Source organism: Duganella aquatilis (genome assembly GCF_009674565.1).
Classification (GTDB): Bacteria; Pseudomonadota; Gammaproteobacteria; order Burkholderiales; family Burkholderiaceae_D; genus Rugamonas; species Rugamonas aquatilis.
Genome location: NZ_WKJL01000001.1, coordinates 353,144 through 375,945, shown reverse-complemented (window position 1 = coordinate 375,945; position 22,802 = coordinate 353,144). Strand labels below are relative to the sequence as shown.

Sequence of the window (22,802 nt, the reverse complement as noted above, 5' to 3'; positions counted from 1 at the left end):
CGGCGCGGGCCGCCGTCGTAAGGATTTCTATTTTTGTTTGCGCGCATCTCGGATTACCCATACCGCCGCCGCAGCCACCATCAGGGCCAGTGCGTACCAGGTGATAGCATAAACCAAGTGGTTGTTGACGAAGGAAATAACTGTCAGGCCGCCGACCGGCTGTTGGCCTGCCACCGGTCCTGCCGCCCCGGCCGACGCCGCATCGGCATCGACAAAGTATGGCGCCACGGCCGGCAGTCCGCGTGCCTGCGCAATCGCCTGCAGGTCGCGCGTGTACCAGTAGTTGCGCGCCGGCTCGTTCTGGCGCAGGCGCCCCGCCACCTCGTTCAGCCGCAGCAAGCCGCTGAACGACACTTGCGGACCTTGCGCCGCCTTGCAGGCGTCGGCCGCCGCCATCGGCGGCGCCGGCTGCGGCTTCCAGCCACCGACGCCGGCCGGGATGAAGCCGCGGTTGATCATGACAATGCCGCCGTCCGCCGTGCACAGCGGCGTCAGCGTCCAGTAGCCGATGCCGCGGTCGAGCGACGCCAGCACCTGGGTGGTGGCGCCGTCCAGCAGCACGCCGCCGAGCTGCACGCGGCGATACTCGTCCGCCTCGGCGGTCAGTCGCGGCCATTGCGCCATCGACGGCGCCGGCACCGGCGCGGCGTGCACGCGCTGGTCGACGCGCTCGATCAGCGCCAGTTTCCATTGAAGCCTGAATACCTGCCACGTCCCTAAAGCAAAAAACCCTGCAAACATCACCCCGGCCGCGAGGACCAGGATGACGCGCAGGGCGCGGGAACGTTGGCGCTTGGATGCGCCCGCCATCATTGCATATCTTGCATGTTGTGAACGTCGTTACCCATCGAAGGCATCATGTTGATGTTCATGTGGTACATGACCCAGATCGAGCCAGCCAGCACGATCACCAGCAGCACCAGCGTGAAGATGGTGGCCAGCATCGACCAGCCGCCTTCCGCCTTGCCGCTCATGTGCAGGAAGTAGACCATGTGGACCACCACCTGGATCGCGGCGAACGCCAGGATCACGATGGCGGTGGTGCTCGACTTGTCGAACGCCTTGGTCATCACCAGGTAGAACGGAATCGCGGTCAGGATCACCGACAGGATGAATCCGATCGCGTAGTCCTTCAGGCTGCCGTGGTGGCCGTCGCCACCGTGACCGTGGTCATCGTGGCCGTGGTGGTTGTGCTCAGAGTGGTTGTGTGGTGCGCTCATGGCAGAACTCCCATCAGATAGACAAAGGTAAAGACGCCAATCCAGATCACGTCCAGGAAGTGCCAGAACATCGACAGGCACATCAGGCGACGGTTGTTTTCCGGCGTCAGGCCGTGCTTGGCCAGCTGGAAGCACAGGGTCACCAGCCAGATCGAACCGAAGGTCACGTGCAGACCGTGGGTGCCGACCAGCGCGAAGAACGAGCTCAGGAACGCGCTGCGTTGCGGACCCGCGCCTTCATGGATCAGGTGCAGGAACTCGTCCAGCTCCAGGTACAGGAAGCACAGGCCGAAGGCGCCGGTGATCAGCAGCCAGACGATGGTTGCCTTCAGGTTCTTGCGCTGCGAGGCGATCATGGCGAAGCCATAGGTGATCGACGACAGCAGCAGGAACGCGGTGTTCAGCGCCACGGTTGGCAGGTCGAACAGTTCGGCGCCGCTTGGGCCGCCGGCATAGTTGCGGCCCAGCACTGCGTAAGCCGCGAACAGGCCGGCGAACAGCAGGCAGTCGCTCATCAGGTAAATCCAGAAGCCCAGCAGCGTGCCGTTCTCAGGATGGTGGTCACGCACGTAGTAACGCGCGCTTGGATCTGCGCTCAGGGCGCCGTTAGCGTTAATTTCAGACATGGCTTTCCAGCAGACGAGTATGCGCTTCTTCGGTACGATTCACTTCATCGGCTTTGATGTAGTAATCGCGCTTGTAGTTAAAGGTGTGGATGACGATCGCCGCCAGCATGGCCACGAAGGCCGCTACCGCAGGCAGCCACATCGACCAGACCATGGCGAAGCCGAAGGCGAACGCCAGTGCCGAGATGATGAAGCCGGCGCCGGTGTTTTTCGGCATGTGGATGTCGACGAAGCCCTTCAGCGGACGCTGATACTGGTTGGCTTTCATGTCGGACCAGCTGTCGCTGTCATGCACCACTGGCGTGAAGGCGAAGTTGTAGTCCGGCGGTGGCGACGAGGTCGCCCACTCCAGGGTACGGCCATTCCATGGATCGCCGGTCACGTCGCGCAGTTTCTTGCGGTTCAGGACACTGACGCCGATCTGCACCAGGAAGGCGCCGATACCGGCAGCGATGATCAGCGCGCCGATGGCGGCAACGATGAAGTAGATCTGCAGCGATGGATCATCGAAGTGGTTCATGCGGCGGGTAACGCCCATGAAGCCCATGATGTACAGCGGCGTGAAGGCGACCCAGAAGCCGACCAGCCAGCACCAGAACGACACCTTGCCCCAGAACTCGTCCAGCGTGAAGCCGAAGGCTTTCGGGAACCAGTAGTTGATGCCGGCGAACAGACCGAACACCACGCCGCCGATAATCACGTTGTGGAAGTGGGCGATCAGGAACAGCGAGTTGTGCAGCACGAAGTCGGCTGGTGGCACGGCCAGCATCACGCCGGTCATACCGCCGATGACGAAGGTCAGCATGAAGCCCACGGTCCACATCATCGGCACGGTGAAGCGGATACGGCCCTTGTACATGGTGAACAGCCAGTTGAAGATCTTCGCGCCCGTCGGGATCGAGATAATCATCGTGGTGATGCCGAAGAACGAGTTGACGCTGGCGCCGGAACCCATGGTGAAGAAGTGGTGCAGCCATACCAGGTAGGACAGCACGGTGATCACGACGGTTGCATACACCATCGAGGTGTAGCCGAACAGACGCTTGCCGGAGAAGGTCGAGACGATTTCCGAGAACACGCCGAACACCGGCAGAATCAGGATGTAGACCTCTGGGTGACCCCAGATCCAGATCAGGTTCACGTACAGCATTGGGTTACCACCCAATTCGTTGGTGAAGAAGTTGAAGCCGGCGATACGGTCCAGCGACAGCATGGCCAGGGTGATGGTCAGGATCGGGAAGGTGGCGACGATCAGCGCATTGGTGCACAGCGCGGTCCAGGTGAAGACCGGCATTTTCATCATCGACATGCCTGGCGCGCGCATCTTGACGATGGTGGCGATCAGGTTGACCCCGGACAGCGTGGTGCCGACACCGGCCACCTGCAATGACCAGATGTAGTAGTCGACCCCGACGTCCGGCGAGGCGGCGATGCCCGACAGCGGCGGGAACGCCAGCCAGCCGGTCTTGCCGAATTCACCGACGAACAGCGACACCATGGTCAGCATGGCGCCGAAGGTGGTCATCCAGAACGAGAAGTTGTTCAGGAACGGGAACGAAACGTCGCGTGCGCCGATCTGCAGCGGCACCACGTAGTTCATCAGACCGGTAACCAGCGGCATGGCGACGAAGAAAATCATGATCGTGCCGTGGGCGGTGAACACCTGGTCGAAGTGGTGCGGCGGCAGGAAGCCCGGGTTGTCCCCGAAGGCCATGGCCTGCTGTGCGCGCATCATCAGTGCATCGGCGAAGCCGCGCAGCAGCATGATGATACCGAGCACCATGTACATGATGCCGATGCGTTTGTGGTCGATCGAGGTGATCCAGTCACGCCAGAACGGGCCCCACAAGCGGAATTTGAACATCGCGGCAAGGAAGGCGAGACCGCCCAGTGCCACCATGGCGAAAGTGCCGATCAGGATGGGCTCGTGGTATGGAATTGCTTCCAGCGACAGCCGCCCAAAGATCAGATTGGTCAGGTTGAGATCAGACATGGTCATTCTTTACGGGTAGGTTGAGCAGTGGCGGCGACGGTGGCAGGTTCGCACACGTCTTTCGGCAGGTTCTTGACCACGGCCGCTGCCTTGATGCGCGTCGCATCCTGGTGCATCTGGGTGTTGATGCAGACCGAGCCTTCGGCCACGCAACGGTTCAGGATCAGGTCGTAAATACCCTTGTCCACGGTACCGAAGTGCATGATCGGATGCTTGATAGTCGGCTTGTCCAGGGCCACGACTTCGGCGCGGTTCAGCGCGGTGGTGCTGGCCTTGGTTTTCTCTACCCAGGCGTCGAAGTCAGCCTGCGATACGCCGTGGTACTTGAAGCGCATGTCGGAGAAGCCGGCGCCGCTGTAGTTGGCCGAGAAGCCGTCGTACACGCCTGCCTTGTTCATCACCGCATTCAGCTGCGTTTCCATGCCAGGCATGGTGTAGACCATACCGGCCAGCGCAGGAATGTAGAACGCGTTCATCACCGAGGTCGAGGTCATGTGGAAACGTACCGGCACGTCGATCGGCGTAACCAGCTCGTTAACCGTGGCGATGCCCTGCTCCGGGTAGATAAACATCCATTTCCAGTCCATGGCCACCACCTGCACTTCCAGCGGCTTGACGCCGGCGGCGATCGGACGGTTTTCATCCAGGCGGCTCAGCGGACGATACGGATCGAGCAAGTGGGTATAAATCCACGTGATCAGGCCCAGCACGATGATGATCAGCAGCGGAGCGCCCCAGATCAGCAATTCGAGCTTGGTGGAGTGGTCCCAGTCCGGCTTGTACTCGGCGGAAGTATTTGACTTCCTATAGCGCCAAGCGAACAGACAGATGAGAAACATGACAGGTACGATGATCAACAGCATCAGCAAGGTTGACACAACTACAAGGTGTGCCTGCTGCGCTGCGATATCCCCGGACGGATTCAGCACGACCGTATCGCAGCCAGCGAGCCACAATAACGGTGCGAGGAGCAATCCACGACGAACGATAGGAGGAATCATGCGGTAATTTAGATTACAGATGGTTGGGATCATGCTACTGTACTCACGACGGGTTGTTCTTGCAATTGGACACTTTGTCCTACATGCTCGGGCTCGCCGTGATAACAATTACTTAACACGAGACAAAGAGACTATGGCTACTACGACTTCTATCAGTGACGTCCAAGCTGACGTCCATCATCAAACCAGCCCTGGAGCACGCAGTATCAACGCCAGGGACGGACATATCTCTCCCGGGGAAATTGCGATCGGCGTGGTCATCGGGCGCGCATCCGAATATTTCGACTTCTTCGTCTACGCCATCGCCTCGGCACTGGTGTTCCCGTCGGTATTCTTTCCATACGACAGCAGGCTTGACGGCACACTATACGCTTTTGCGATTTTCGCGCTTGCATTTATTGCTCGCCCGATAGGAACTGTGGCTTTTATGGCAGTCCAACATCACTTCACCCGTGAAACCAAACTTACCCTGGCGCTATTAATTATGGGCGTTTCGACGGCCGGTATCGCCTTCCTTCCGGACTATGCCAGTTTGGGGACCACCTCCCTGGTCTTCCTGGCACTGCTGCGCATCGGCCAGGGCATTGCCCAGGGCGGCTCGTGGGACGGTTTGCCGTCGCTGCTGGCGCTGAACGCGCCGGAACACAAGCGCGGCTGGTACGCCATGCTGGGCCAGCTGGGCGCGCCGATCGGCTTCGTCATCGCAGCCGGGCTGTTCTCCTACCTGATGTCCAACCTCAGTTCGCTGGACTTCCTCGAATTCGGCTGGCGCTATCCCTTCTATGTGGCCTTCGCCATCAACGTGGTGGCGCTGTTCGCCCGCCTGCGTCTGGTGACCACGCATGAATACTCGCACCTGCTGGACGAGCACCAGCTGGACCCGGTGCCGGTCGGTGAGCTGATGAGCTCGCAATCGCGCAACGTCATCATCGGCGCGCTGGCCGCGCTGGCCAGCTACGCGCTGTTCCACCTGGTGACGGTGTTCCCGCTGTCGTGGATCTCGCTGACCTCGCAGCGCTCGATTGCCGGCTTCCTGCAGGTGCAGATGTTCGGCGTGGCGCTGATGGCGGTGGGCATCATCATCTCCGGCTTCATTGCCGACCGCGTCGGCCGCCGCCGCACGCTGGGCACGCTGGCCACCATGATCGGTATCTTCAGCCTGTTCGTGCCGTTCCTGATCGGCAGCGGCGAAACCGGCCAGGACGCCTTCATCCTGATCGGCTTCTCGCTGCTGGGCCTGTCGTACGGCCAGGCTGCGGGTGCGGTGACCTCCAACTTCCCGCAGCGCTTCCGCTATACCGGCGCGGCGTTGACCAGCGATCTGGCCTGGCTGGTCGGGGCCGGTTTCGCGCCGCTGGTGGCGCTGGGACTGTCGTCGCACTTCGGCCTGGCGTATGCCGGCGTGTACCTGCTGTCCGGCGCCGTCAGCTCGCTGGCGGCCCTGAGCATCAACCGCGCCTGGAGTATTCGCGACAATTAAGCCACAGATCTTGTCACTTGTAGCATGGTGACAACAGGGCTTGACGAACACCTGATGCACCTGCATAAAACATTGTGCAGGTGCATCATTTTTTTCGTCAGCCGGCCGGCAAGCGCAGCCGGGTGACCGACGCCAGCTTCGGCCGGGCAACCTGCCCTGCCGCCAGTTTGAACACATCTACCGCCTGCGCCAGGTGCACGGCCTGTTCCTGCATCGACTCCGCCGCTGCGGCGGCCTCCTCCACCAGCGCCGCGTTCTGCTGCGTCACCTGGTCCATTTGCGTAATCGCCTGATTGATCTGGTCGATGCCGACGTTCTGCTCCTGGCTGGCCAGCGCGATGTCGGCCATGATGTCGGTCACGCGCTTGACGCTGCTGACGATCTCGTCCATGGTCGCGCCAGCCTGATCCACCAGCCGCGCGCCGGCATCCACCTTGCCGACCGAATCGTCGATCAGCACCTTGATTTCCTTGGCGGCCGCCGCCGAGCGCTGGGCCAGCGTGCGAACTTCCGACGCCACCACCGCAAAACCGCGTCCCTGCTCGCCCGCGCGTGCCGCTTCCACGGCCGCATTCAACGCCAGGATATTGGTCTGGAACGCAATGCCGTCAATCACGCCGATAATGTCGACGATGCGGCGCGACGATTCGTTGATCGAGCCCATGGTGTCCACCACCTGCGACACCACCTGCCCGCCGCGCACCGCCACTTCCGACGCCGAATTCGCCAGCAGATTGGCCTGGCGTGCATTGTCTGCGCTCTGCCTGACGGTCGACGTCAGTTCCTCCATCGACGATGCAGTCTCTTCCAGCGAACTGGCCTGTTCTTCGGTGCGTGACGACAGATCCTGATTGCCGGTGGCGATCTGGCGCGACGCCGTGCTGATGGTCTCGGTGCCGGCGCGCACTTCGCCGACGATGCTGGCCAGGCTGCCGGTCATCGCCTGCAAGGCCGTCAACAGCTGGCTGACCTCATCGCGGCCCTGGATCTGAATGCTGTGGGTCAGATCGCCCGCCGCGACGGTCTGCGCCGCTGCCACCGCCCGGTTGATCGGCTGCGTGATCGAACGCGTGATCGATACCGCCAGCGCCACCGCCGCGACAAACGCCAGCAGCGTGGCGCCGATCAGGAAGCGCACCGCGAACTGATATTCGCTGTGGATCTCGTCGATCAATTCCTGGTTCTGCTTTTCCTGGAAACCGATCATCTCGTTAATCAGCGCGAAGGTATCGTCCTGATGCTTCTGCACCGAATTCAGCAGGAAGGCCGGCGCCTCGGCCGCCTTGCCGTCGTTGACCATGGTGACCACCTGTCCCAGCAGGCGCAGCGTCTCCGGCGCCTGCCTCTGGAGATCGGCGTACACCTTCTTGCCACGCTCGCCGCGCACCAGCGTGCCCAGGCGCTCGAAACTGGCGGTAAAAGTCTTCTGCGCGCCGTCGATGCGGCCCTGCATCTTGGTGTGCATGGCGTCGTCGGTGTAGAGAATGTAGTTGCGCGCCGAGCGGGCGATCAGATTTAGCTCGGTCAGCATGCTATTCGACAGCGCGATCTTGGTGTTGTTTTCATTGACCACAATATCCATGCGGGACTTGGTGTCGGACAGCGCGGACCAGCCGATGTAGGCAATCAATAGCAGCAACACCAGCACCGCGCCGAACGCCAGGTTCAGGCGCGCGCCGATTTTCAGATTATTCATAGTCAGTTCTCGGAGGGGACAGGAAAATCCGGCGGGGCTGGGCCGAAGAGCGATCAGGCGATCAGATGCATGGCGCGGAGCTTGGGGCATGCATAACGGGCATCAGTGTAGTTTAAATATTTCTTTTTGGCAAGTAACGCCATCGTTGCGCAAATGCCGCAGCGGCGGCGCGGCCCGCCATGGGCGCTGACTCGCCGCGCCATGCGTTTGGCTTCCCAAGCCAGTGCAAAGTCGCTAGTGACGATGCCGATTCGCTCTAAGATCGGCCCATTGCAGCTATGACATCGTTTCAGAGCAACTTATGACAACAGCGACACCCGCATTGCATGTCCACGCCGCGCTCGCCGGCAAGCGCGTACTGCTCACCGGCAGCACCGGCTTCCTCGCCAAGGTGGTACTGGAAAAGCTGATACGCTCGGTGCCCGACATCGGCCGCATCGTGCTGCTGATACGCGGCGACGCCCGCGAACGCTTCGAGCGCGAAATCGCCACCTCCTCCATCTTCGACCGCCTGCGCGCCGAGCGCCCGGACTTCCTGCCCGGCTTCTTCGCCGAAAAAATCGAATGCATCGGCGGCGAGGTCACGGCGCCCTGCTTCGGCATGCCGATTGCCGCCTTCAACGCGCTGGCGCAGCGCATCGACCTGGTGATCAACGCCGCCGCCAGCGTCAACTTCCGCGAAGCGCTGGACGAGGCGCTGTCGATTAACGCCCTCAGCGTGCAGCACATCGCCGAGCTGGCGCGCGCCGGCCGCGCGCCGCTGATACAGGTGTCGACCTGCTATGTCAACGGCTACCATCGCGGCGCCATGCACGAGGCAGCGGTGTCGCCGGCGCGCGCCGCCATTCCGCGCCACGCCGATGGCCATTACGATTTATACGGTTTGCTGCAGCACCTGCAGCACCGCATCGCCCTGCTGCGCGCGGAAGTCAGCGATGCCGACGAGCTGGCGCGCCGCCTGACGGCACTGGGCATCGCCGAAGCCAACTACCACGGCTGGAACGACACTTACACCTTCACCAAGTGGATAGGCGAGCAACTGGCCATGGCCGCCATGCGCGGCCGCGCGCTGACCATCGTCCGTCCGTCCATCATCGAAAGCACCTTGCAGGAACCGGCGCCGGGCTGGATCGAAGGCGTCAAGGTGGCCGACGCCATCATCCTGGCCTATGCGCGCGGCAAGACCAATCTGTTCCCGGCGCGGCCGGAGGCGGTGGTGGACATCGTGCCGGCCGACCTGGTGGCCAACAGCATCATCCTGGCCGCCGCCGAAGCGCTGCAAACGGCGCCGGCCATGCGCATCTACCAGGCCTGCACCGGCGCCACCAATCCGGTCACCGTCGGCCGCGTCATCGAACTGATACAGGCGGAATCGCAGCGCAACTGGCGCCAGTACGAGCGCCTGTTCTACCAGCAGCCCAGGCACGAATTCCGCGTGGTCGGCCGCCCGGCCTTCCTGCTGATGCTGCGCGCCATGCGCATCGCCGCCGGCGGCTGGAGCGGCGTGCGCAAGCTGCTGGGCGCGAGCGAATCGCCGAAACTGGAAGCGCTGCGCACCACCCAGCTGCTGGCATTGACCTTCTCGTTCTACACCGCGCCGCGTTACGTGTTCCACAGCGACCGGCTACAGGCGCTGGCGCAGCGCTTCGGCAGCGAAGACCAGGCGCGCTACAGCGTCGACACCCGCGCCATCGACTGGCAGGACTACCTGTGCCGCGTCCACATGGCGGGGCTGAACCGCTACGCGCTGCGTCCGCGCAGCGCCACGCCGCCGGCGCCGGCCGCCATGACGCGCCGCGACTATGCCTGGCACCGCATGGACACCGACAAGAACCTGATGGTCATCAACAGCATCCTGCTGTTCGAAGGCGCAGTGGACATGGAACGGCTGATCTCCACCATCGCCTACCGCCTGCCTAACTACCCGCGCTTCACGCAGAAAGTGGTGCGCCGGCGCTGGGTGGAGGACGAACAGTTCGACATCACCCGCCACATCGAGCTGGAACAGATGGCGCATGACGTGCCGCGCGAGGAGCTGCAGGCGCATCTGACGCGCCTGGCCCACCTGCCGCTACCCGCCGACCGGCCGCGCTGGCACATGACGGTACTGGACCGCGTCAATGGCGGCCACGCCATCGTGTTCCGCGTCCACCACTGCATCACCGACGGCCTGGGCCTGGTGCACGTGCTGAACCACCTCACCGACGACAATGGCCTGCATGGCAAGGCGCCGTCGCCGGTCGGCCATCCGCACCGCGCCGTGGCGCACAATCCGGTCTGTTCGGCCGTGGTGCGCGGCCTGTCGTGGCTGAAGATCGCCGCACACGTGGCCCGCCTGTCGGTGTTATGGCCGGACGCGCCCACCCAGTTCAAGGCGCCGATGACGGGCGCCAAACAACTGGTCTGGCTGCCGCCGCTGCAAATGGAACGCGTACGCGCCATGTCCAAGCGCATGGGCGTTACGCTCAATGACGTGTGGGTGGCCGCCGTCTCCGGCGCGCTGCGGCAGTACCTGGGCGAGCACGGACAAAGCCCGGATGGCCGCGCGCTGCGCGCCGCCGTCACATTCAACCTGCGCGAAAAGGCCAACGCCTTCCAGCTCGGGAATGAATTCGGCCTGGTCGCAGTCGACCTGCCCACCAATGTGGACGATCCCTGCCTGCGGCTGCGCCAGTCCAGCCATCGCATGACCGCCATTAAGCGCTCGCACCAGCCGCGCGCCACCATGGCCTTCCTGTCCATCGCCGGCTGCCTGCCGACCGCCTTGCAGCACTTCGCGCTGAACCTGTTCACCTCCAAGGGTTCGGTGGTGCTGACCAATATAGAAGGCCCGGCCAGCCGCCGCTACCTGGCCGGCTCGCGCCTGACGGACCTGATCTGCTGGGTGCCGCAGGCCGGCAAGTTGGGCGTGGGCCTGGCCTTCATCTCCTATGCGGGCCAGATCCAGCTGGCGCTGTTCGTGGACACCGACCTGGTGCCCGATCCGGACCGCCTGATGCAGCTGACCTATGACGCCTTCGATGAACTGGAACTCGCCACGCAAGGCGAAACGGCGCCACAGCCGGCCGCCGAGCCGGCGCCGCCGGGCATGGTCATCACAACGTCATAATCGGCGCGTATGCTGCTCCTGATTCCAAAATGAGGAGTATTGCGTGAACTTGAACGAGCAGGAACTGCTGGACCGCGTCAGCCGCGAGCTGACCGACAGCTACGACGAAGAGCTGGAGATGGAGCTGGAAGATCGCGAGATCGATCCGGTCACCAAGCAAGTCGTCGAGCATGAGCGCAGCGCCGAAGCCAAGGAAGCGCGCCGCGTCTACTTCCGCGAATTGTTCCGTCTTCAGGCAGAACTGGTCAAGCTGCAGGACTGGGTGGTCCACACCGGCCACAAGGTCGTGATCCTGTTCGAAGGCCGCGACGCCGCCGGCAAGGGCGGCGTCATCAAGCGCATCGTCCAGCGTCTGAATCCGCGCGTGTGCCGTGTGGCCGCGCTGCCTGCGCCGAACAACCGCGAACGCACGCAGTGGTACTTCCAGCGCTACGTGTCGCACCTGCCTGCCGCCGGCGAAATCGTGCTGTTCGACCGCAGCTGGTACAACCGCGCCGGCGTCGAGCGTGTGATGGGCTTCTGCACCGACGAGCAGTACGAGGAATTCTTCCAGACCGTGCCGGAATTCGAACGCATGCTGGCCCGCTCCGGCATTCAGCTGATCAAATACTGGTTCTCGATTTCCGACGAAGAGCAGAATGCCCGCTTCCTCGGCCGCATCCACGATCCGCTCAAGCAGTGGAAACTCAGCCCGATGGACCTGGAATCGCGCCGCCGCTGGGAGGAATACACCCGCGCCAAGGAAGTGATGCTGGAACGGACCCACATTCCGGAAGCGCCATGGTGGGTGGTGCAAGGCGTCGACAAGAAGAAGGCGCGCCTGAACTGCATCCATCACCTGCTGTCGCAGATGCCATATGAGGAAGTGGCGCATCCGGAAATCCAGCTGCCGGAGCGCGAATACCACGACGACTACGTGCGCCGCCCTGTGCCGACCGAAATTATCGTGCCAGAAGTATATTAAGCTGCTAAAGTTGCGGTTTTTATATTTCGGCGGATTTCGGGCGTCGCAGCGCGATCCGCATCGTGGAGGATGAATGCGTTGGTGTCGCCCCTTGCTGCTTCTGTTGCTGCTGTTTCCCTGTGGCGCCCGCGCCGATCAATTGCGCTTCGACTTCGATTTTGACACGGCAAGGCTGGTCAGCACCGCCGTCAGCACGGTCGATTTCCATCTCCCCGCCGATTTCTGCGCCAGCGCCGACGCCAGGGCGTTGATACGCAAGATGCGTTTTAGTGACTGCGAAGCGCTCATCACTCGTTTCAAGACCCTGCGTGAGAACAAACGGTGGCTGGAAGCGGCCACCGTGCTGGCGCCCGAATTATCCAGGCCCGGCTTCGGCAAATACGCGCCGCTGGCCGCCGAAGTATCGCGCCAGTTGAAGGAATACGTCCCGCCCGACCTGCGCGCGCAACTCAAGGTGCACTTCATCTTCGGCAGCCAGTCGGGCGGCTTTGCGTTCGACGACGTGCCGGACGACGTCTATGTCGACATGATGCGCTTCACCGACGCCACCACCCAGGAACTGGGCGAGATCGTCGCGCATGAACTGTTCCACGCGGTGCAGAATCACCTGATGCGTCCCGAGACCTTGCCGACGGCGGCGGGCGCCAAGGACGTCACCGGTCCGCTGTGGCTCAACCATCTGCTGGCCCAACTGGAACGGGAAGGCACCGCCGAGCTGTTCTCGCATCCCATCGCCGACCGGCCGGCCACGCCCCACTCCGCGCAGAAGAAGCTTGGCATTGAACGCAACGCCAGACGTATGGGCGGCATCCGCACCATGTTCGAAACGCTGGGCTGGCGCATGCTGCTGGCGCCGCCGGAGAACGAAGACGCCTACGACCAGATCTACGGCATCATGTTCTACACCGACTTCGACGAAACGGCCTACGACCTGGGATGGCTGATGATCTCCACCATCATCGCGCAGGACGGCAAGACGGCGGTGGCCGAACTGCTCAGGCAAGCGCCGAAACAGTTCGTGCTGCGCTACCAGGCCATCGCGCAGAAGCAAGGCAAGCTGCCGCTGTTCAGCGCGGACTTCATCAAGGTTGTCGAGGTGCTGCCATGAAGCCGCGCGCCTCGCTGGTCTTCGGGCCGCACCGGCTGGTGTCGCTGCTGCTCACGCCGCGCGCTTTCTTCTCTCATGCTGACCTGTTGCGCGACAGGCTGGGCATCATCATCGCGGCGGCGCTGGTCGGCGTCAGCAACGCGATGGGGAGGCTCGACCAGAACCTGAGCAAGGCCGACCTGCGTCAACAGCAGGCCGCGGATGGATTCACCAGCTGGGCCACCTCGTCCTGGCCACACTACTGGATCATCGTGCTGCTCACCGGCCTGGTGAGCGCTGTATTCAGCTGGTACATCGGCGGCTGGTTTTACCGCAAGCGCCTGGAATGGTCCGGCGCCGGCCAGGTGGAGCCGGATGACGCCCGCAGCCTGAGCGTGTTGCAGGATATGGTGTGGGTACTGCCGATGATGTTGCTGGCGCTGATACAGACCTTCAGCTACGCCAACTATGTCGAGGCATGGGCGGCGTCAACCTCCGTCTCCGCGGCGATCATGATCTTCGTATTCTGGTCCTGCTGGACCAGCTACTGCGCCGCCACCACGGTTTATTCGTTGAAAAAAACCCAGGCGCGCATCTGGTTCCTGATCTTGCCTGCCATTTTTTACGTGATCATACTGGGCGCATTCGGCGCGCTGTATGCAATGCTGCCCTACTGACGAGAAGGAGACGCCATGAGCCTCGGCACCATCACCCCTATCCTGCGCAGCTTCGACGAGGCCAGGACGCGCGAGTTCTACGTCGGCTTCCTCGGCTTCAAGATCGACTGGGAGCACCGCTTCGAAGATGGTTTGCCGCTGTACATGCAAGTCTCCAGGGACGGCTGCGTGCTGCATATCACCGAACATTTCGGCGACTGCTCGCCCGGCGGCGCGATCCGCATCGCCACCAGCGACGTCGACGCCTACCAGGCCGAACTGATCGCCAAGCAGTACAAGCACTCCCGGCCCGGCGTCGAAGAAATGCCGTGGGGCAGCCGCGAAATGTCGATCAAGGATCCGTCCGGCAACCGCCTCACCTTCTTTAGCAACTCGCCGGAAATTTCGTCATGAAACCGCGCCACCTCGCCGCTGTACTTTTGCTGGGCTGCGCCAGCGCATTCGCCGCCGACAAGGTGCCGCTGCCGAGCAGCCAGGAACTGGCCAAACTCTACAGCGAGGACCAGGCCGACCGGAGTGGCGGCCCGGGCGCAAAGATCGACTGGAACGCGGTCTCGCTCAGGGACGAGCAGCGCGAACTGCGCGTCAAGCAACTGCTGGCGGCCGGCCCGCTGGGCGGCGGCGAAGCCTACTATCACGCCGCCATGGTGCTGCAACACGCTTCCGAACCGGACGACTACCTGCTGGCCCACGACCTGTGCGTGATCGCCATCAGCAAGGGCGAGCCGAAAGCCAAGTGGCTGGCCGCCGCCAGCCTGGACCGCTACCTGATCAGCATCGCGCGCCCGCAACGATACGGCACACAATTCAGAGGGACAAACAACCATCCACCGCGCCTGGCGCCCATTGACCCAACGGTCTCCGACACCCTGCGCCAGGAACTGGACGTCCCGACACTGGCAGAGGCCAAGCTGAAGGAAGCCGATATGGTCAAATTCTTCGAGAAGGCTCAGGCAAACAAGACTACACGGTGAGCGATCCGACTATTGGCCCGACAGATACGCAGCCACGATGGTGGCTAATTCGTCGTAGGTCACCACAAAGACTGGATTTCCCGAGGGGCCAAACATCTCAGCAAGCGAATTCAAGCGTCGACGCCCTTGATCTTTAGGATCGGCGCCAACATCTTCGTTACGCCCGACAACCAAGAGCGTTCGCATGCATGCCGGTTCAAATGTAAACCAATCGTGAAGATTTCGAGGTGATGCATCTTTAAGCCGGTTCGTCCAATCGATCAATTGGAAAAACCCGGTTTTGAAGCTGCTGGAAAAGTCAGGGTATTGTTCATCCTGCTTCTTTTTCAAGAAGACCGCGTCCGTCTCAGCCCCTTCCAACTCAACCAACAACAGCGATTTTTGTTGGGAGTCTCCGATCACAATATCGGGGAAATAGTTCCCACCAAGAGATAGCTCAAAAGCGATCCGATCTGGGTTGAACATTTGCTGGCCGTAGGCTCCTCCAATCGCGCCACAAAAATTCCGTCTTGAAAAAAACTGTGGCAGCGCATCAGCGACCTCGGCAAAGTTTGTCTTCGTCGATAACCAGTTTTGCAGCGCTGCGAGCTCTTTTTTTGCGCCAGACCGGGAATACGATAATAGTTCGAGTTGAAGAGATTTGGGAATCCGTTTAGGGCTTGCCATACGCTACCTTAATTCTTAGCTCTTTTCGTGAAAATATTAAGAACGGTAATGTCGGTACTACCTCGTTCGAACACCAGTCGATAGGCTTGCCCATTGGAACTAATCCGCGCCTCGTAAATCTGTGCTCCTTTCACATCGAGCCGATGGAGGTCGGGGCGGTCAGTGACAGGCGTCCCAGCCGACGCAAGAGACGCCAGGATATTTTGCACCCGTGCCCGTGCTTCAGTTGGCAACACGTTTAAATTCGCAGTCGCTATCGGTGTGAATGAAATAGTCTTCATAGGGTGATTGCACGAATATGACTTCCTTGAATGCCGATTATATAAGCTCGTGAGCCAGTTGCGGCGAGCACGATTGCACAAGAAGGAAGAAAAGTGGCAAGCTTCTCCCTGCTGAAGTACATTTTTGGAGGGGACAACCATGAAGAGCAAGAACACCATCTGCCTCTGGTATGAACATGACGCCGAGGCCGCGGCGCATTTTTATGCCAGCGTTTTCCCGGATAGCGCCGTCGGCGCCGTCCATCGCGCACCGTCCGACTTCCCGGGTGGGAAAGCCGACGCCGTATTGACGGTTGAATTCACCGTCTGCGGCATTCCATGCCTGGGCCTCAACGGCGGCACCGCGTTCAAACAGAGCGAAGCGTTCTCCTTCCAGATCGCCACCGACGACCAGGAAGAAACCGACCGCTACTGGAACGCCATCGTCGGCAACGGCGGCACGGAAAGCGCCTGCGGCTGGTGCAAGGACAAGTGGGGCTTGTCGTGGCAGATCACGCCACGCGTGCTGACCGATGCCATGGCCCAGGGCGGCGAAGTCGCCCAGCGCGCCTTTCAGGCCATGATGCAGATGGGGAAAATAGACGTCGCGAAAATCGAGGCCGCCATTCACGGATAAGCAATATCAGGCCTTGGCGCGACTGCCGTAAGCCAACGCGGCCGGCGTCCGGATTTCAACCGTGGCGCCCTGGTTGACTGAACTATGAATCGCAAAAACGCCGCCCACCCGCTGGGCGCGTTCGCGCATCCCCGCCATGCCCCAGTGCTTCTCCTTGAGGCGGCTTTGCACTTCCGCCTCATCCAGACCGCGCCCGTTATCGCTGATACGCACCACGTATGCGGTGGCGCCGTACTCAATCTCCAGCTTGATCACGCTGGCCCGCGCGTGCTGGAACGCGTTACGCAACGCCTCGTGTCCAATCTGGGTCAACTCTTCCTGCACCAGCGGCAGCAACGGGCGGCGCGTTCCCTCGACATGAAACTCGAACGAAACACCGGTGTGCGTCAGCGCCAGCGACTCGCCCATGCTGCTCAGGCTCTGTTCGACGTCGTGGCCGGTCCTGAGCTGATGCACCTGGTCCCGACCTTCCACCAGCGTGCGGTCGGCGTCATCAAGAATGGCTTCAAGCTTGACGCGTTGTTCGCTACCTTCCGGCATTTTCGTCAGCACGGAAAACACGCGCAAGGTCAGCGCCTGCACACTTTGCAGGAAGGTGTCGTGGAGCGTGCGCGCGATACGCTCCCGTTCATCGGTCCGCACTTGCAACTGATGAGCGATTTTGCGGGTCGCCGCTTTCAGCCGGAGCTGATACAGGCCATAGATAGCCAGCAAGGCGGCCAACGCGCACAGCACCTGGAACCAACGCGTTTGGGTGATGGTCGGCGCCACGTCGATCTGCATGCTGGCGACGGCGTCGCTGGCAATACCGTCCTCGTTGACCGCGCGAACGTTAAAGGTGTAGCGGCCCGGCCCGACGTTGGTGTAGTAAGCCGCCCGGCGAGTCCCCGCATCCTGCCAGCTCGCGTCAACGCCGTCGAACCGGTACTGAAAGCGCATGCCTTCCGGCTTGCGCAAGCCTGGTGCAGTGTATTGAATATTGAAGCTGCGGGAATCTGGCGGCAACTCGAGCAGACGGCGAGCGGGATAGCTCTCGCTGCCCACATTGACAGTGAGCAGCTGTATCGCCGGCTTGACGGTATTCGGCCGCAACGTCGTTGTATCCAACCGCACCAAGCCGCCCGTCGCGCGGAACCACAGCAATCCGTTGCCCAGATCGTGTACGGTCTGCCGCTTGTTGTCGATGGCCGCACGGCCTGGGTAGCCTTCCAGCACGTTGATAACTTCGTAGACCAGCGGCGTCGCCGGTTGACGGATGGATGCCTCCCAATCGTCGCGGCGGATATGCACCACGCCTTTGCTGCCGTTTAGCCAGCGGTCACCGTCCGGCGTGGTCGCCATCCCGGTCACATTTCGCAGCGCATCCGAATTCTGCGGTGCGAGGGCGACGAATTTCTGTCCCTTCAACATCGCCAAGCCGTGTTCGCCGGCGACGATGAGTTGCGGACCGGGGAAAATGCCGGACTCAACACCGATCATGCCGATGTCGTACTCCGTCAGCTTGTCATTGTCGTAGAACCTGAGCTTGCCATCATTGTTACTCAGCCACATCTGCCCGCGGCCACCTGGCGCCATCATGAAGATCCGCTTCGGCAGATTGAACTGGGTATACGGTATCCAGCGACCATCCAATAATCCCATCAGCCCGGTCTTCACCGAGAACATCCACAGCACTCGCCCGTCATCGAGCAGGCCCAGCACATCCAGATCGGTCATTTCCTTGCCGGCCGACGGCGGCAGCGCGATTTTGCTGGATTGACCTTTATAGATGCGTTCGATGTCCCGCTTTCCCGCCAGCAGAATCGCGCCATCCCGGTCGTTGGCCACCAGGCTGGCGGTGCGATACCGGAGCGGCGCCGGTATGCCGTCGGCGCCAATGCGCCAAATGGCGCCGTTCGTCGTCTCGACCACCCACAGGACGCCATCGCTACCGTTGGCCACGCTGTAGATGCCGTTCGGGCCGGGTATCCGTGCCGGTATCAGCTTGTTTTCGCGGAAGCGATCCAGTCCCGATTGGGTGGACACCCAGATGTTCCCTTCCCTGTCCTCCAGCAGCACATTGATCGACAAGGCGCTCAGTTGCCAATGCTGATCCAGTTTCTCCCGCGCCTGCGAGGAAGGCACGATAGACGCGCTGCTCAAATTGCCGGCGCCGGTGACGCGACATATGCCATAAGGACACTTGAGCGCCCACAGATTGCCATCCCGGTCGAACTGGCCGGCCCAGCGCGACTCGGCCTGGTTGGCGTCGGGCGCGCGCGGCAGTTGCTGACTCATGGGTGGGGCCGGCACCGGACGTACCGAGTCGAGGCCGCCAACCCAGACGCGGCCGTCGGGAGACTGGATCAGGCTGCCATGCAAATCCTTGCCTTCGATCCGTTGAAGCTTGCCGATACTGCGATCGTACAGATACAGCGCATGATCGTTCGATGCCCATACCCGGCCATACTGATCGACCAGCACGCTGTAGGTGCGGCCGTTCCATTCCTGGCCATCGGCCATGACTTCCCACTTCCCATTTGCGTAACGATACAGTCCCGCGCCGCCCGCCGCCCAGATGGCGCCCTCGTGGTCCATGCCCATCGAGGCGACATACTCGATGTTGTTGGTGTCCGGCGCCAGCAGTTCCGTGACCGTGCCGTCGGGATGCAGCGAGGACATGCCGCCCAAGCGATAGCTGATCAATAAATCGCCGTTGCCGAGCGCGTGCAGGTTGTACACCCGGCTATGCGGCAGAGGAAACCGCTCGAAGCGTACGCCGTCAAAGCGATACAGTCCGTCGGTGGTTGCAAGCCAGAGCCAACCATCGCGGGTCTGCGCCATGCCGTTGATATCAGCGGGCACGCCGTCTTTTTCGCTCCAGGAGGTGTGGTTGAGATCCCCCAGGCGTATCGATGGGTTCAGCGCCAACGCAGGATTGCACGCCAGCACAGCGACCAGGCAAACCGCCATGAAGAATCTGCGACAGAACATAAGGTAAAGCCCGGTTGGCAAGGAAGGGCTTATTCTAAAGTAAAAACGGGCTGCCTAAGCAGCCCGTTTCATACAGCAGGAAAGAAGATCAGTACGCGGTCTGGGTGTAAGGCCGGACGTTTTTCGCCGCACCCCACTCCTTGTTCGGTGTGCTGGACATGGTGAATACCAACTCGCCGCCCGCCGTGATCTGATCGTGACGGATGAAGCTCTGCGCCAGCGGCTTGCCGTTCAGCGTGACGCTGGCGACGTAGGTGTTTTCCTTGCTCAGGCCAATCGCGCGCACCGTGAAGTGCTTGCCGCCCGGCAGATTCAACACCGCCTTGTCCAGGAACGGACGGCCGATCACGTACTCGTTGCTGCCTGGCGCCACCGGATAGAAGCCGAACGCGGTGAACGCCAGCCAGGCCGACATCTGACCCAGGTCGTCGTTGCCCGACAGGCCTTGCGGCGTGGTGTTGTACTGCGAGGCCACCACCTGCGTCAGGCGCTGCTGCGTCTTCCATGGCGCGCCGGCGTAGTTGTACAGGTAAGCCACGTGGTGCGACGGCTCGTTGCCGTGCGCGTAGTGGCCGATCAGGCCGGAGATATCCTCCATGTGCGAGTACACGGTATCGTCCACTTTGGCGTCGAACTCCATGTCGATCTTGTTCTGCAGACCGGCGTCACCGCCCAGCATCTTGATCAGGCCAGCGTTATCGTGCGGCATATACCACGAATACTGCCACGCGCTGCCTTCGGTGTAGTCGCTGCCGAAGTTGGACTGCACCGGATTGAACGGCTCGCGGAACTGGCCGTCGGACTTGCGGGCCCGCAGGAAGCCGGTTTTCACGTCGAAGGAGTTACGGTAGTTCTGCGCGCGCTTGTAGTATTTCTCGGCGATGTCCTTCTTGCCCATCTTCTCGGCCATGCGGGCGATGGTCCAGTCGTCGAACGCATATTCCACGGTCTTGGACGCCGCTTCCGGCTCCAGGTCGATCGGCACGTAACCGTATTTCATGTAGTACTGCAGGCCGCCGTACGGACCGTATTCGGCGCTGCTGGTCATGGCTTTCAGCGCCTCTTCCGCGTCAAAGCCTTTCAGGCCTTTCATGTAGGCGTCGGCGATCACCGGCACCGCGTGGTAGCCGATCATGCACCAGGTCTCCTGGCCGGCGAACTGCCATACAGGCAGGATGCCGTAAGGGCTGACCTTCTGCGACTCGATCAGCGAGCGCACGAAGTCGACGTCGCGCTCCGGCTGCAGGATGGTCATCAGCGGATGCAGCGCGCGGTAGGTGTCCCACAGCGAGAAGGTGGAATGGAAGCGGAAGCCCTTGGCCTGGTGCACGGCGTTGTCCGGACCGCGATACTGGCCGTCGCTGTCCATGAACAGGCTAGGCGCCAGCATGGCGTGGTACAGCGCGGTGTACACCATCTTGCGGGTATCCGGCTCGGCCTCGATGCTGACCGTACCCAGCGCCTCGTTCCAGGCGGCGGTGGCCTTGGCGCGTTCGGCGTCGAAGTCCCAGCCCTTCATCTCGTTCAGGTTGGCGACGGCGCCGTCTTCGCTGACGGCGGAAATCGCCACTTTCACTTCAAGCTGACCGTCGGCCGGCACGCCGAAATCCAGCGCGGCCGCCAGGGCTTTGCCCTCGGTCACGGCCTTGTCGCCGGTGCCCTTGCCCGGACCGGCAAAGCCCTTGTATTCGACGTCGCGCTCGAAGTTGCGGATGTCGCGCGACACCAACGGATGCGAGAACTGGATCGCGAAGTACAGCTGGCGGCCCGGCGCCCAGCCGCGCGTTTCGCGCATGCCGGTGATCATGTTGTCGCCGCGTACGCGGATGCGCGACCACAGATTCTTGCCGGCGTAATCGTAGATGCTGTTGCGCAGGTCGAGCATCACCTTGGCTTCCGCGCCCTTCTGGTAACGGTAGCGGTGAAGGCCAACGCGCTCGCTGGCGGTCAGTTCGACATCGACGTCGTTATCCAGCAGCTTGACGGCGTAATAGCCCGGTGACGCCTGCTCGTCCTTGTGGCTGAAGCGCGAACGGTAGCCGCTGAACGGCCGCTCCGGATAACCCGGCTCCCATTTGGTCTCGGCGCTGTATGGCATCAGCAGCACGTCGCCCAGGTCGGAGTGGCCGGCGCCGGAGAAGTGCGTGTGCGAGAAGCCGAGGATGCTGTCGTCCTCGTAGCGATAGCCGGCCGCCCACGGGTAGCTCTGGCGGAACGGCCGCACCTGGGTGTCGGGACTCAGCTGGATCATGCCGAATGGCCGGGTGGCGCCGGGGAAGGTATGGCCGTCGCCGCCGGTGCCGATGAAGACATCGACCGCCGCCGCTGGCGTGGTCTGGGCAAAGGAAACCGCTGGAAGGGCAAGAACCAGCGCCAGGGCGCCGGCAGGAAGAAGGAGTTTGGTCGTGTTCATTCAGCATCCGCTCTAAAGACGATCCGACTTTATAGCGCTTGCCCACCCGGCGGTCAATCGATAGACCACACAAGGGGCAAATGTTTAGTAAATCAGCTAAACACCCGGGCCGACCAGGTATCCGGCGACCGCCTCGCTGAGCCGCGCCGCCTTTTTGACGTTGGCCTTGTTGGACACCATCAGCGACACCACCAGCGCCTCGATCACCGCCACCGTGGCCACGCCGCTGCTGGGCAGCACGCCGTGGGCGGCGCTGGCGTACAGCACGTGGTCTGACAGCGCCACCATCGGCGCCGACGGCACGTCGGTAATCGCCACCACCACCGCCTTGTGGCTGCGCGCAAACTGGGCCAGGCGCATGCCGTCCGCGCCGTAGCGCGGAAAGGAGAACGCCACCAGCACGTCGTCGCGGCCGATATGCACCAGATGGCCGGCGGCGATCTCGGTGCCGCCCGGCCCTGCCATCTCCACCACGTGCTGGCAAAACGGCTGCAGATGCAGCGCCAGCATCGAGGCGAAGCAGGACGACATGCCCAGTCCCAGCACGTACACGGTGCGCGCGCCGCTGATCTTGCGCGCCACATCGTCCAGCGCCTGCTGCGTCAGGCCACCGTGGGTGGTGGCCAGGTTGGCGCGCGCATATTCCATGCTGGCCTCGCCGGGCGACAACGCGCCGTTGCGGCGGGCGATGGAGGAGCGGAGTTTTTCGACCGGCTGCATGGCCGAATGCAGCGTTTCGGCCAGCGCGCTGCGCATGGCGCCATAGCTGGCGAAGCCGATGTCGCGGGCGAAGCGGCTGATGGTGGCGGTGGAGACCTGACAGCCTTCGGCCATCTCCTCGATCTTGAGCGCGGTGCCGCGCATGGGATTGCGCATCAGGTAGTCCGCGATGCTGCGATGGGAGGCGGAACCTTCGGCCAGCACCCCGGCCAAAACGCGTCCCAGCGCCGATTGGACGAACGCCATGTCGGCCGAAACCGAATCACCTGATGTCATGCATGTCTCGTATTTTTAGAAAACGCAAGC

At 62.1% G+C, this 22,802-nt stretch carries 19 protein-coding genes; 8 read left to right on the top strand and 11 right to left on the bottom strand.

Going from position 1 to position 22,802, the window contains the following annotated elements; all coding sequences use genetic code 11:
* Positions 1-27 precede the first annotated feature (27 nt).
* The 5 genes from GJ698_RS01655 to cyoA are packed head-to-tail and all read right to left on the bottom strand — an operon-like array spanning position 28 to position 4,840.
* The gene (locus GJ698_RS01655) at positions 28-813 is read right to left on the bottom strand and encodes an SURF1 family protein (protein ID WP_154355835.1); all 786 of its coding nucleotides are present in this window, start codon (positions 811-813) and stop codon (positions 28-30) included.
* On the bottom strand, positions 810-1,220 hold the full coding sequence (gene cyoD, locus GJ698_RS01650) for a cytochrome o ubiquinol oxidase subunit IV (RefSeq protein ID WP_154355834.1): 411 nt from the start codon (positions 1,218-1,220) through the stop codon (positions 810-812). The genes GJ698_RS01655 and cyoD overlap by 4 nt, the downstream gene beginning before the upstream one ends.
* On the bottom strand, positions 1,217-1,846 hold the full coding sequence (gene cyoC / locus GJ698_RS01645) for a cytochrome o ubiquinol oxidase subunit III (RefSeq protein WP_154355833.1): 630 nt from the start codon (positions 1,844-1,846) through the stop codon (positions 1,217-1,219). The genes cyoD and cyoC overlap by 4 nt, the downstream gene beginning before the upstream one ends.
* Positions 1,839-3,845, bottom strand: coding sequence for a cytochrome o ubiquinol oxidase subunit I (cyoB, locus tag GJ698_RS01640; RefSeq protein ID WP_371865099.1), 2,007 nt, complete (start codon positions 3,843-3,845; stop codon positions 1,839-1,841). The genes cyoC and cyoB overlap by 8 nt, the downstream gene beginning before the upstream one ends.
* On the bottom strand, positions 3,842-4,840 hold the full coding sequence (gene cyoA / locus GJ698_RS01635) for a ubiquinol oxidase subunit II (protein WP_154355831.1): 999 nt from the start codon (positions 4,838-4,840) through the stop codon (positions 3,842-3,844). Before cyoA ends, cyoB begins: the two co-directional genes overlap by 4 nt.
* A gap of 133 nt (positions 4,841-4,973) precedes the next feature.
* On the opposite strand from cyoA, the gene GJ698_RS01630 reads away from it, so the two are divergent.
* A complete protein-coding gene (locus GJ698_RS01630; protein WP_154355830.1) occupies positions 4,974-6,320 on the top strand; it encodes an MFS transporter in 1,347 nt (448 codons plus the stop codon).
* Between the two features lie 97 nt (positions 6,321-6,417).
* Here the strand turns inward: GJ698_RS01630 and GJ698_RS31115 are convergent, their stop codons facing one another.
* Complete coding sequence (locus GJ698_RS31115) at positions 6,418-8,016, bottom strand: methyl-accepting chemotaxis protein (protein WP_267874766.1); 1,599 nt, start codon at positions 8,014-8,016, stop codon at positions 6,418-6,420.
* 301 nt (positions 8,017-8,317) lie between these two features.
* Between GJ698_RS31115 and GJ698_RS30725 the strand changes: the two genes are divergently transcribed.
* The 6 genes from GJ698_RS30725 (at position 8,318) to GJ698_RS01590 (ending at position 14,827) form a co-directional block, all read left to right on the top strand.
* Entirely contained in the window at positions 8,318-11,125 is a 2,808-nt protein-coding gene (locus GJ698_RS30725) for an SDR family oxidoreductase (protein ID WP_229259786.1), read from the top strand.
* Positions 11,126-11,243: 118 nt separating this feature from the next.
* The gene (ppk2, locus tag GJ698_RS01610) at positions 11,244-12,089 is read left to right on the top strand and encodes a polyphosphate kinase 2 (RefSeq protein ID WP_371865127.1); all 846 of its coding nucleotides are present in this window, start codon (positions 11,244-11,246) and stop codon (positions 12,087-12,089) included.
* 91 nt (positions 12,090-12,180) lie between these two features.
* The gene (locus GJ698_RS01605) at positions 12,181-13,197 is read left to right on the top strand and encodes a DUF5700 domain-containing putative Zn-dependent protease (protein ID WP_154355829.1); all 1,017 of its coding nucleotides are present in this window, start codon (positions 12,181-12,183) and stop codon (positions 13,195-13,197) included.
* On the top strand, positions 13,194-13,853 hold the full coding sequence (locus GJ698_RS01600; protein ID WP_154355828.1) for a YIP1 family protein: 660 nt from the start codon (positions 13,194-13,196) through the stop codon (positions 13,851-13,853). The genes GJ698_RS01605 and GJ698_RS01600 overlap by 4 nt, the downstream gene beginning before the upstream one ends.
* A gap of 15 nt (positions 13,854-13,868) precedes the next feature.
* The gene (locus tag GJ698_RS01595) at positions 13,869-14,246 is read left to right on the top strand and encodes a glyoxalase superfamily protein (protein WP_154355827.1); all 378 of its coding nucleotides are present in this window, start codon (positions 13,869-13,871) and stop codon (positions 14,244-14,246) included.
* Complete coding sequence (locus GJ698_RS01590; RefSeq protein WP_154355826.1) at positions 14,243-14,827, top strand: hypothetical protein; 585 nt, start codon at positions 14,243-14,245, stop codon at positions 14,825-14,827. The genes GJ698_RS01595 and GJ698_RS01590 overlap by 4 nt, the downstream gene beginning before the upstream one ends.
* Positions 14,828-14,836: 9 nt before the next feature.
* Here GJ698_RS01590 and GJ698_RS01585 read toward each other — a convergent pair whose 3' ends face one another.
* Positions 14,837-15,493, bottom strand: coding sequence for a Shedu anti-phage system protein SduA domain-containing protein (locus GJ698_RS01585; protein ID WP_154355825.1), 657 nt, complete (start codon positions 15,491-15,493; stop codon positions 14,837-14,839).
* 8 nt (positions 15,494-15,501) lie between these two features.
* Entirely contained in the window at positions 15,502-15,774 is a 273-nt protein-coding gene (locus tag GJ698_RS31330; protein ID WP_166454776.1) for a type II toxin-antitoxin system RelE/ParE family toxin, read from the bottom strand.
* A gap of 139 nt (positions 15,775-15,913) precedes the next feature.
* Between GJ698_RS31330 and GJ698_RS01575 the strand changes: the two genes are divergently transcribed.
* Positions 15,914-16,390, top strand: coding sequence for a VOC family protein (locus tag GJ698_RS01575; protein ID WP_154355823.1), 477 nt, complete (start codon positions 15,914-15,916; stop codon positions 16,388-16,390).
* 6 nt (positions 16,391-16,396) lie between these two features.
* Here the strand turns inward: GJ698_RS01575 and GJ698_RS01570 are convergent, their stop codons facing one another.
* The 3 genes from GJ698_RS01570 to GJ698_RS01560 form a co-directional block, all read right to left on the bottom strand.
* Positions 16,397-19,342, bottom strand: a complete 2,946-nt coding sequence (locus tag GJ698_RS01570; protein ID WP_166454775.1) for a sensor histidine kinase — start codon at positions 19,340-19,342, stop codon at positions 16,397-16,399.
* 109 nt (positions 19,343-19,451) lie between these two features.
* Positions 19,452-21,776: a GH92 family glycosyl hydrolase gene (locus GJ698_RS01565; RefSeq protein WP_154355821.1), complete on the bottom strand. Its 2,325-nt coding sequence runs from the start codon at positions 21,774-21,776 to the stop codon at positions 19,452-19,454.
* Positions 21,777-21,872: 96 nt separating this feature from the next.
* Positions 21,873-22,772 (bottom strand): MurR/RpiR family transcriptional regulator, encoded by a 900-nt coding sequence (locus tag GJ698_RS01560; protein ID WP_229259785.1) that lies wholly within the window; start codon positions 22,770-22,772, stop codon positions 21,873-21,875.
* Between the last annotated feature and the right edge of the window lie 30 nt (positions 22,773-22,802).

Excerpts from the sequence above, each read along its gene's own strand:
- GJ698_RS01655 (WP_154355835.1), bottom strand. The coding sequence starts at position 813 with ATGATGGCGGGCGCATCCAAGCGCCAACGTTCCCGCGCCCTGCGCGTC.
- cyoD (WP_154355834.1), bottom strand. The coding sequence starts at position 1,220 with ATGAGCGCACCACACAACCACTCTGAGCACAACCACCACGGCCACGAT.
- cyoC (WP_154355833.1), bottom strand. The coding sequence starts at position 1,846 with ATGTCTGAAATTAACGCTAACGGCGCCCTGAGCGCAGATCCAAGCGCG.
- cyoB (WP_371865099.1), bottom strand. The coding sequence starts at position 3,845 with ATGACCATGTCTGATCTCAACCTGACCAATCTGATCTTTGGGCGGCTG.
- cyoA (WP_154355831.1), bottom strand. The coding sequence starts at position 4,840 with ATGATTCCTCCTATCGTTCGTCGTGGATTGCTCCTCGCACCGTTATTG.
- GJ698_RS01630 (WP_154355830.1), top strand. The coding sequence starts at position 4,974 with ATGGCTACTACGACTTCTATCAGTGACGTCCAAGCTGACGTCCATCAT.
- GJ698_RS31115 (WP_267874766.1), bottom strand. The coding sequence starts at position 8,016 with ATGAATAATCTGAAAATCGGCGCGCGCCTGAACCTGGCGTTCGGCGCG.
- GJ698_RS30725 (WP_229259786.1), top strand. The coding sequence starts at position 8,318 with ATGACAACAGCGACACCCGCATTGCATGTCCACGCCGCGCTCGCCGGC.
- ppk2 (WP_371865127.1), top strand. The coding sequence starts at position 11,244 with ATGGAGCTGGAAGATCGCGAGATCGATCCGGTCACCAAGCAAGTCGTC.
- GJ698_RS01600 (WP_154355828.1), top strand. The coding sequence starts at position 13,194 with ATGAAGCCGCGCGCCTCGCTGGTCTTCGGGCCGCACCGGCTGGTGTCG.
- GJ698_RS01595 (WP_154355827.1), top strand. The coding sequence starts at position 13,869 with ATGAGCCTCGGCACCATCACCCCTATCCTGCGCAGCTTCGACGAGGCC.
- GJ698_RS01590 (WP_154355826.1), top strand. The coding sequence starts at position 14,243 with ATGAAACCGCGCCACCTCGCCGCTGTACTTTTGCTGGGCTGCGCCAGC.
- GJ698_RS01585 (WP_154355825.1), bottom strand. The coding sequence starts at position 15,493 with ATGGCAAGCCCTAAACGGATTCCCAAATCTCTTCAACTCGAACTATTA.
- GJ698_RS31330 (WP_166454776.1), bottom strand. The coding sequence starts at position 15,774 with ATGAAGACTATTTCATTCACACCGATAGCGACTGCGAATTTAAACGTG.
- GJ698_RS01575 (WP_154355823.1), top strand. The coding sequence starts at position 15,914 with ATGAAGAGCAAGAACACCATCTGCCTCTGGTATGAACATGACGCCGAG.
- GJ698_RS01570 (WP_166454775.1), bottom strand. The coding sequence starts at position 19,342 with ATGGCGGTTTGCCTGGTCGCTGTGCTGGCGTGCAATCCTGCGTTGGCG.
- GJ698_RS01565 (WP_154355821.1), bottom strand. The coding sequence starts at position 21,776 with ATGAACACGACCAAACTCCTTCTTCCTGCCGGCGCCCTGGCGCTGGTT.
- GJ698_RS01560 (WP_229259785.1), bottom strand. The coding sequence starts at position 22,772 with ATGACATCAGGTGATTCGGTTTCGGCCGACATGGCGTTCGTCCAATCG.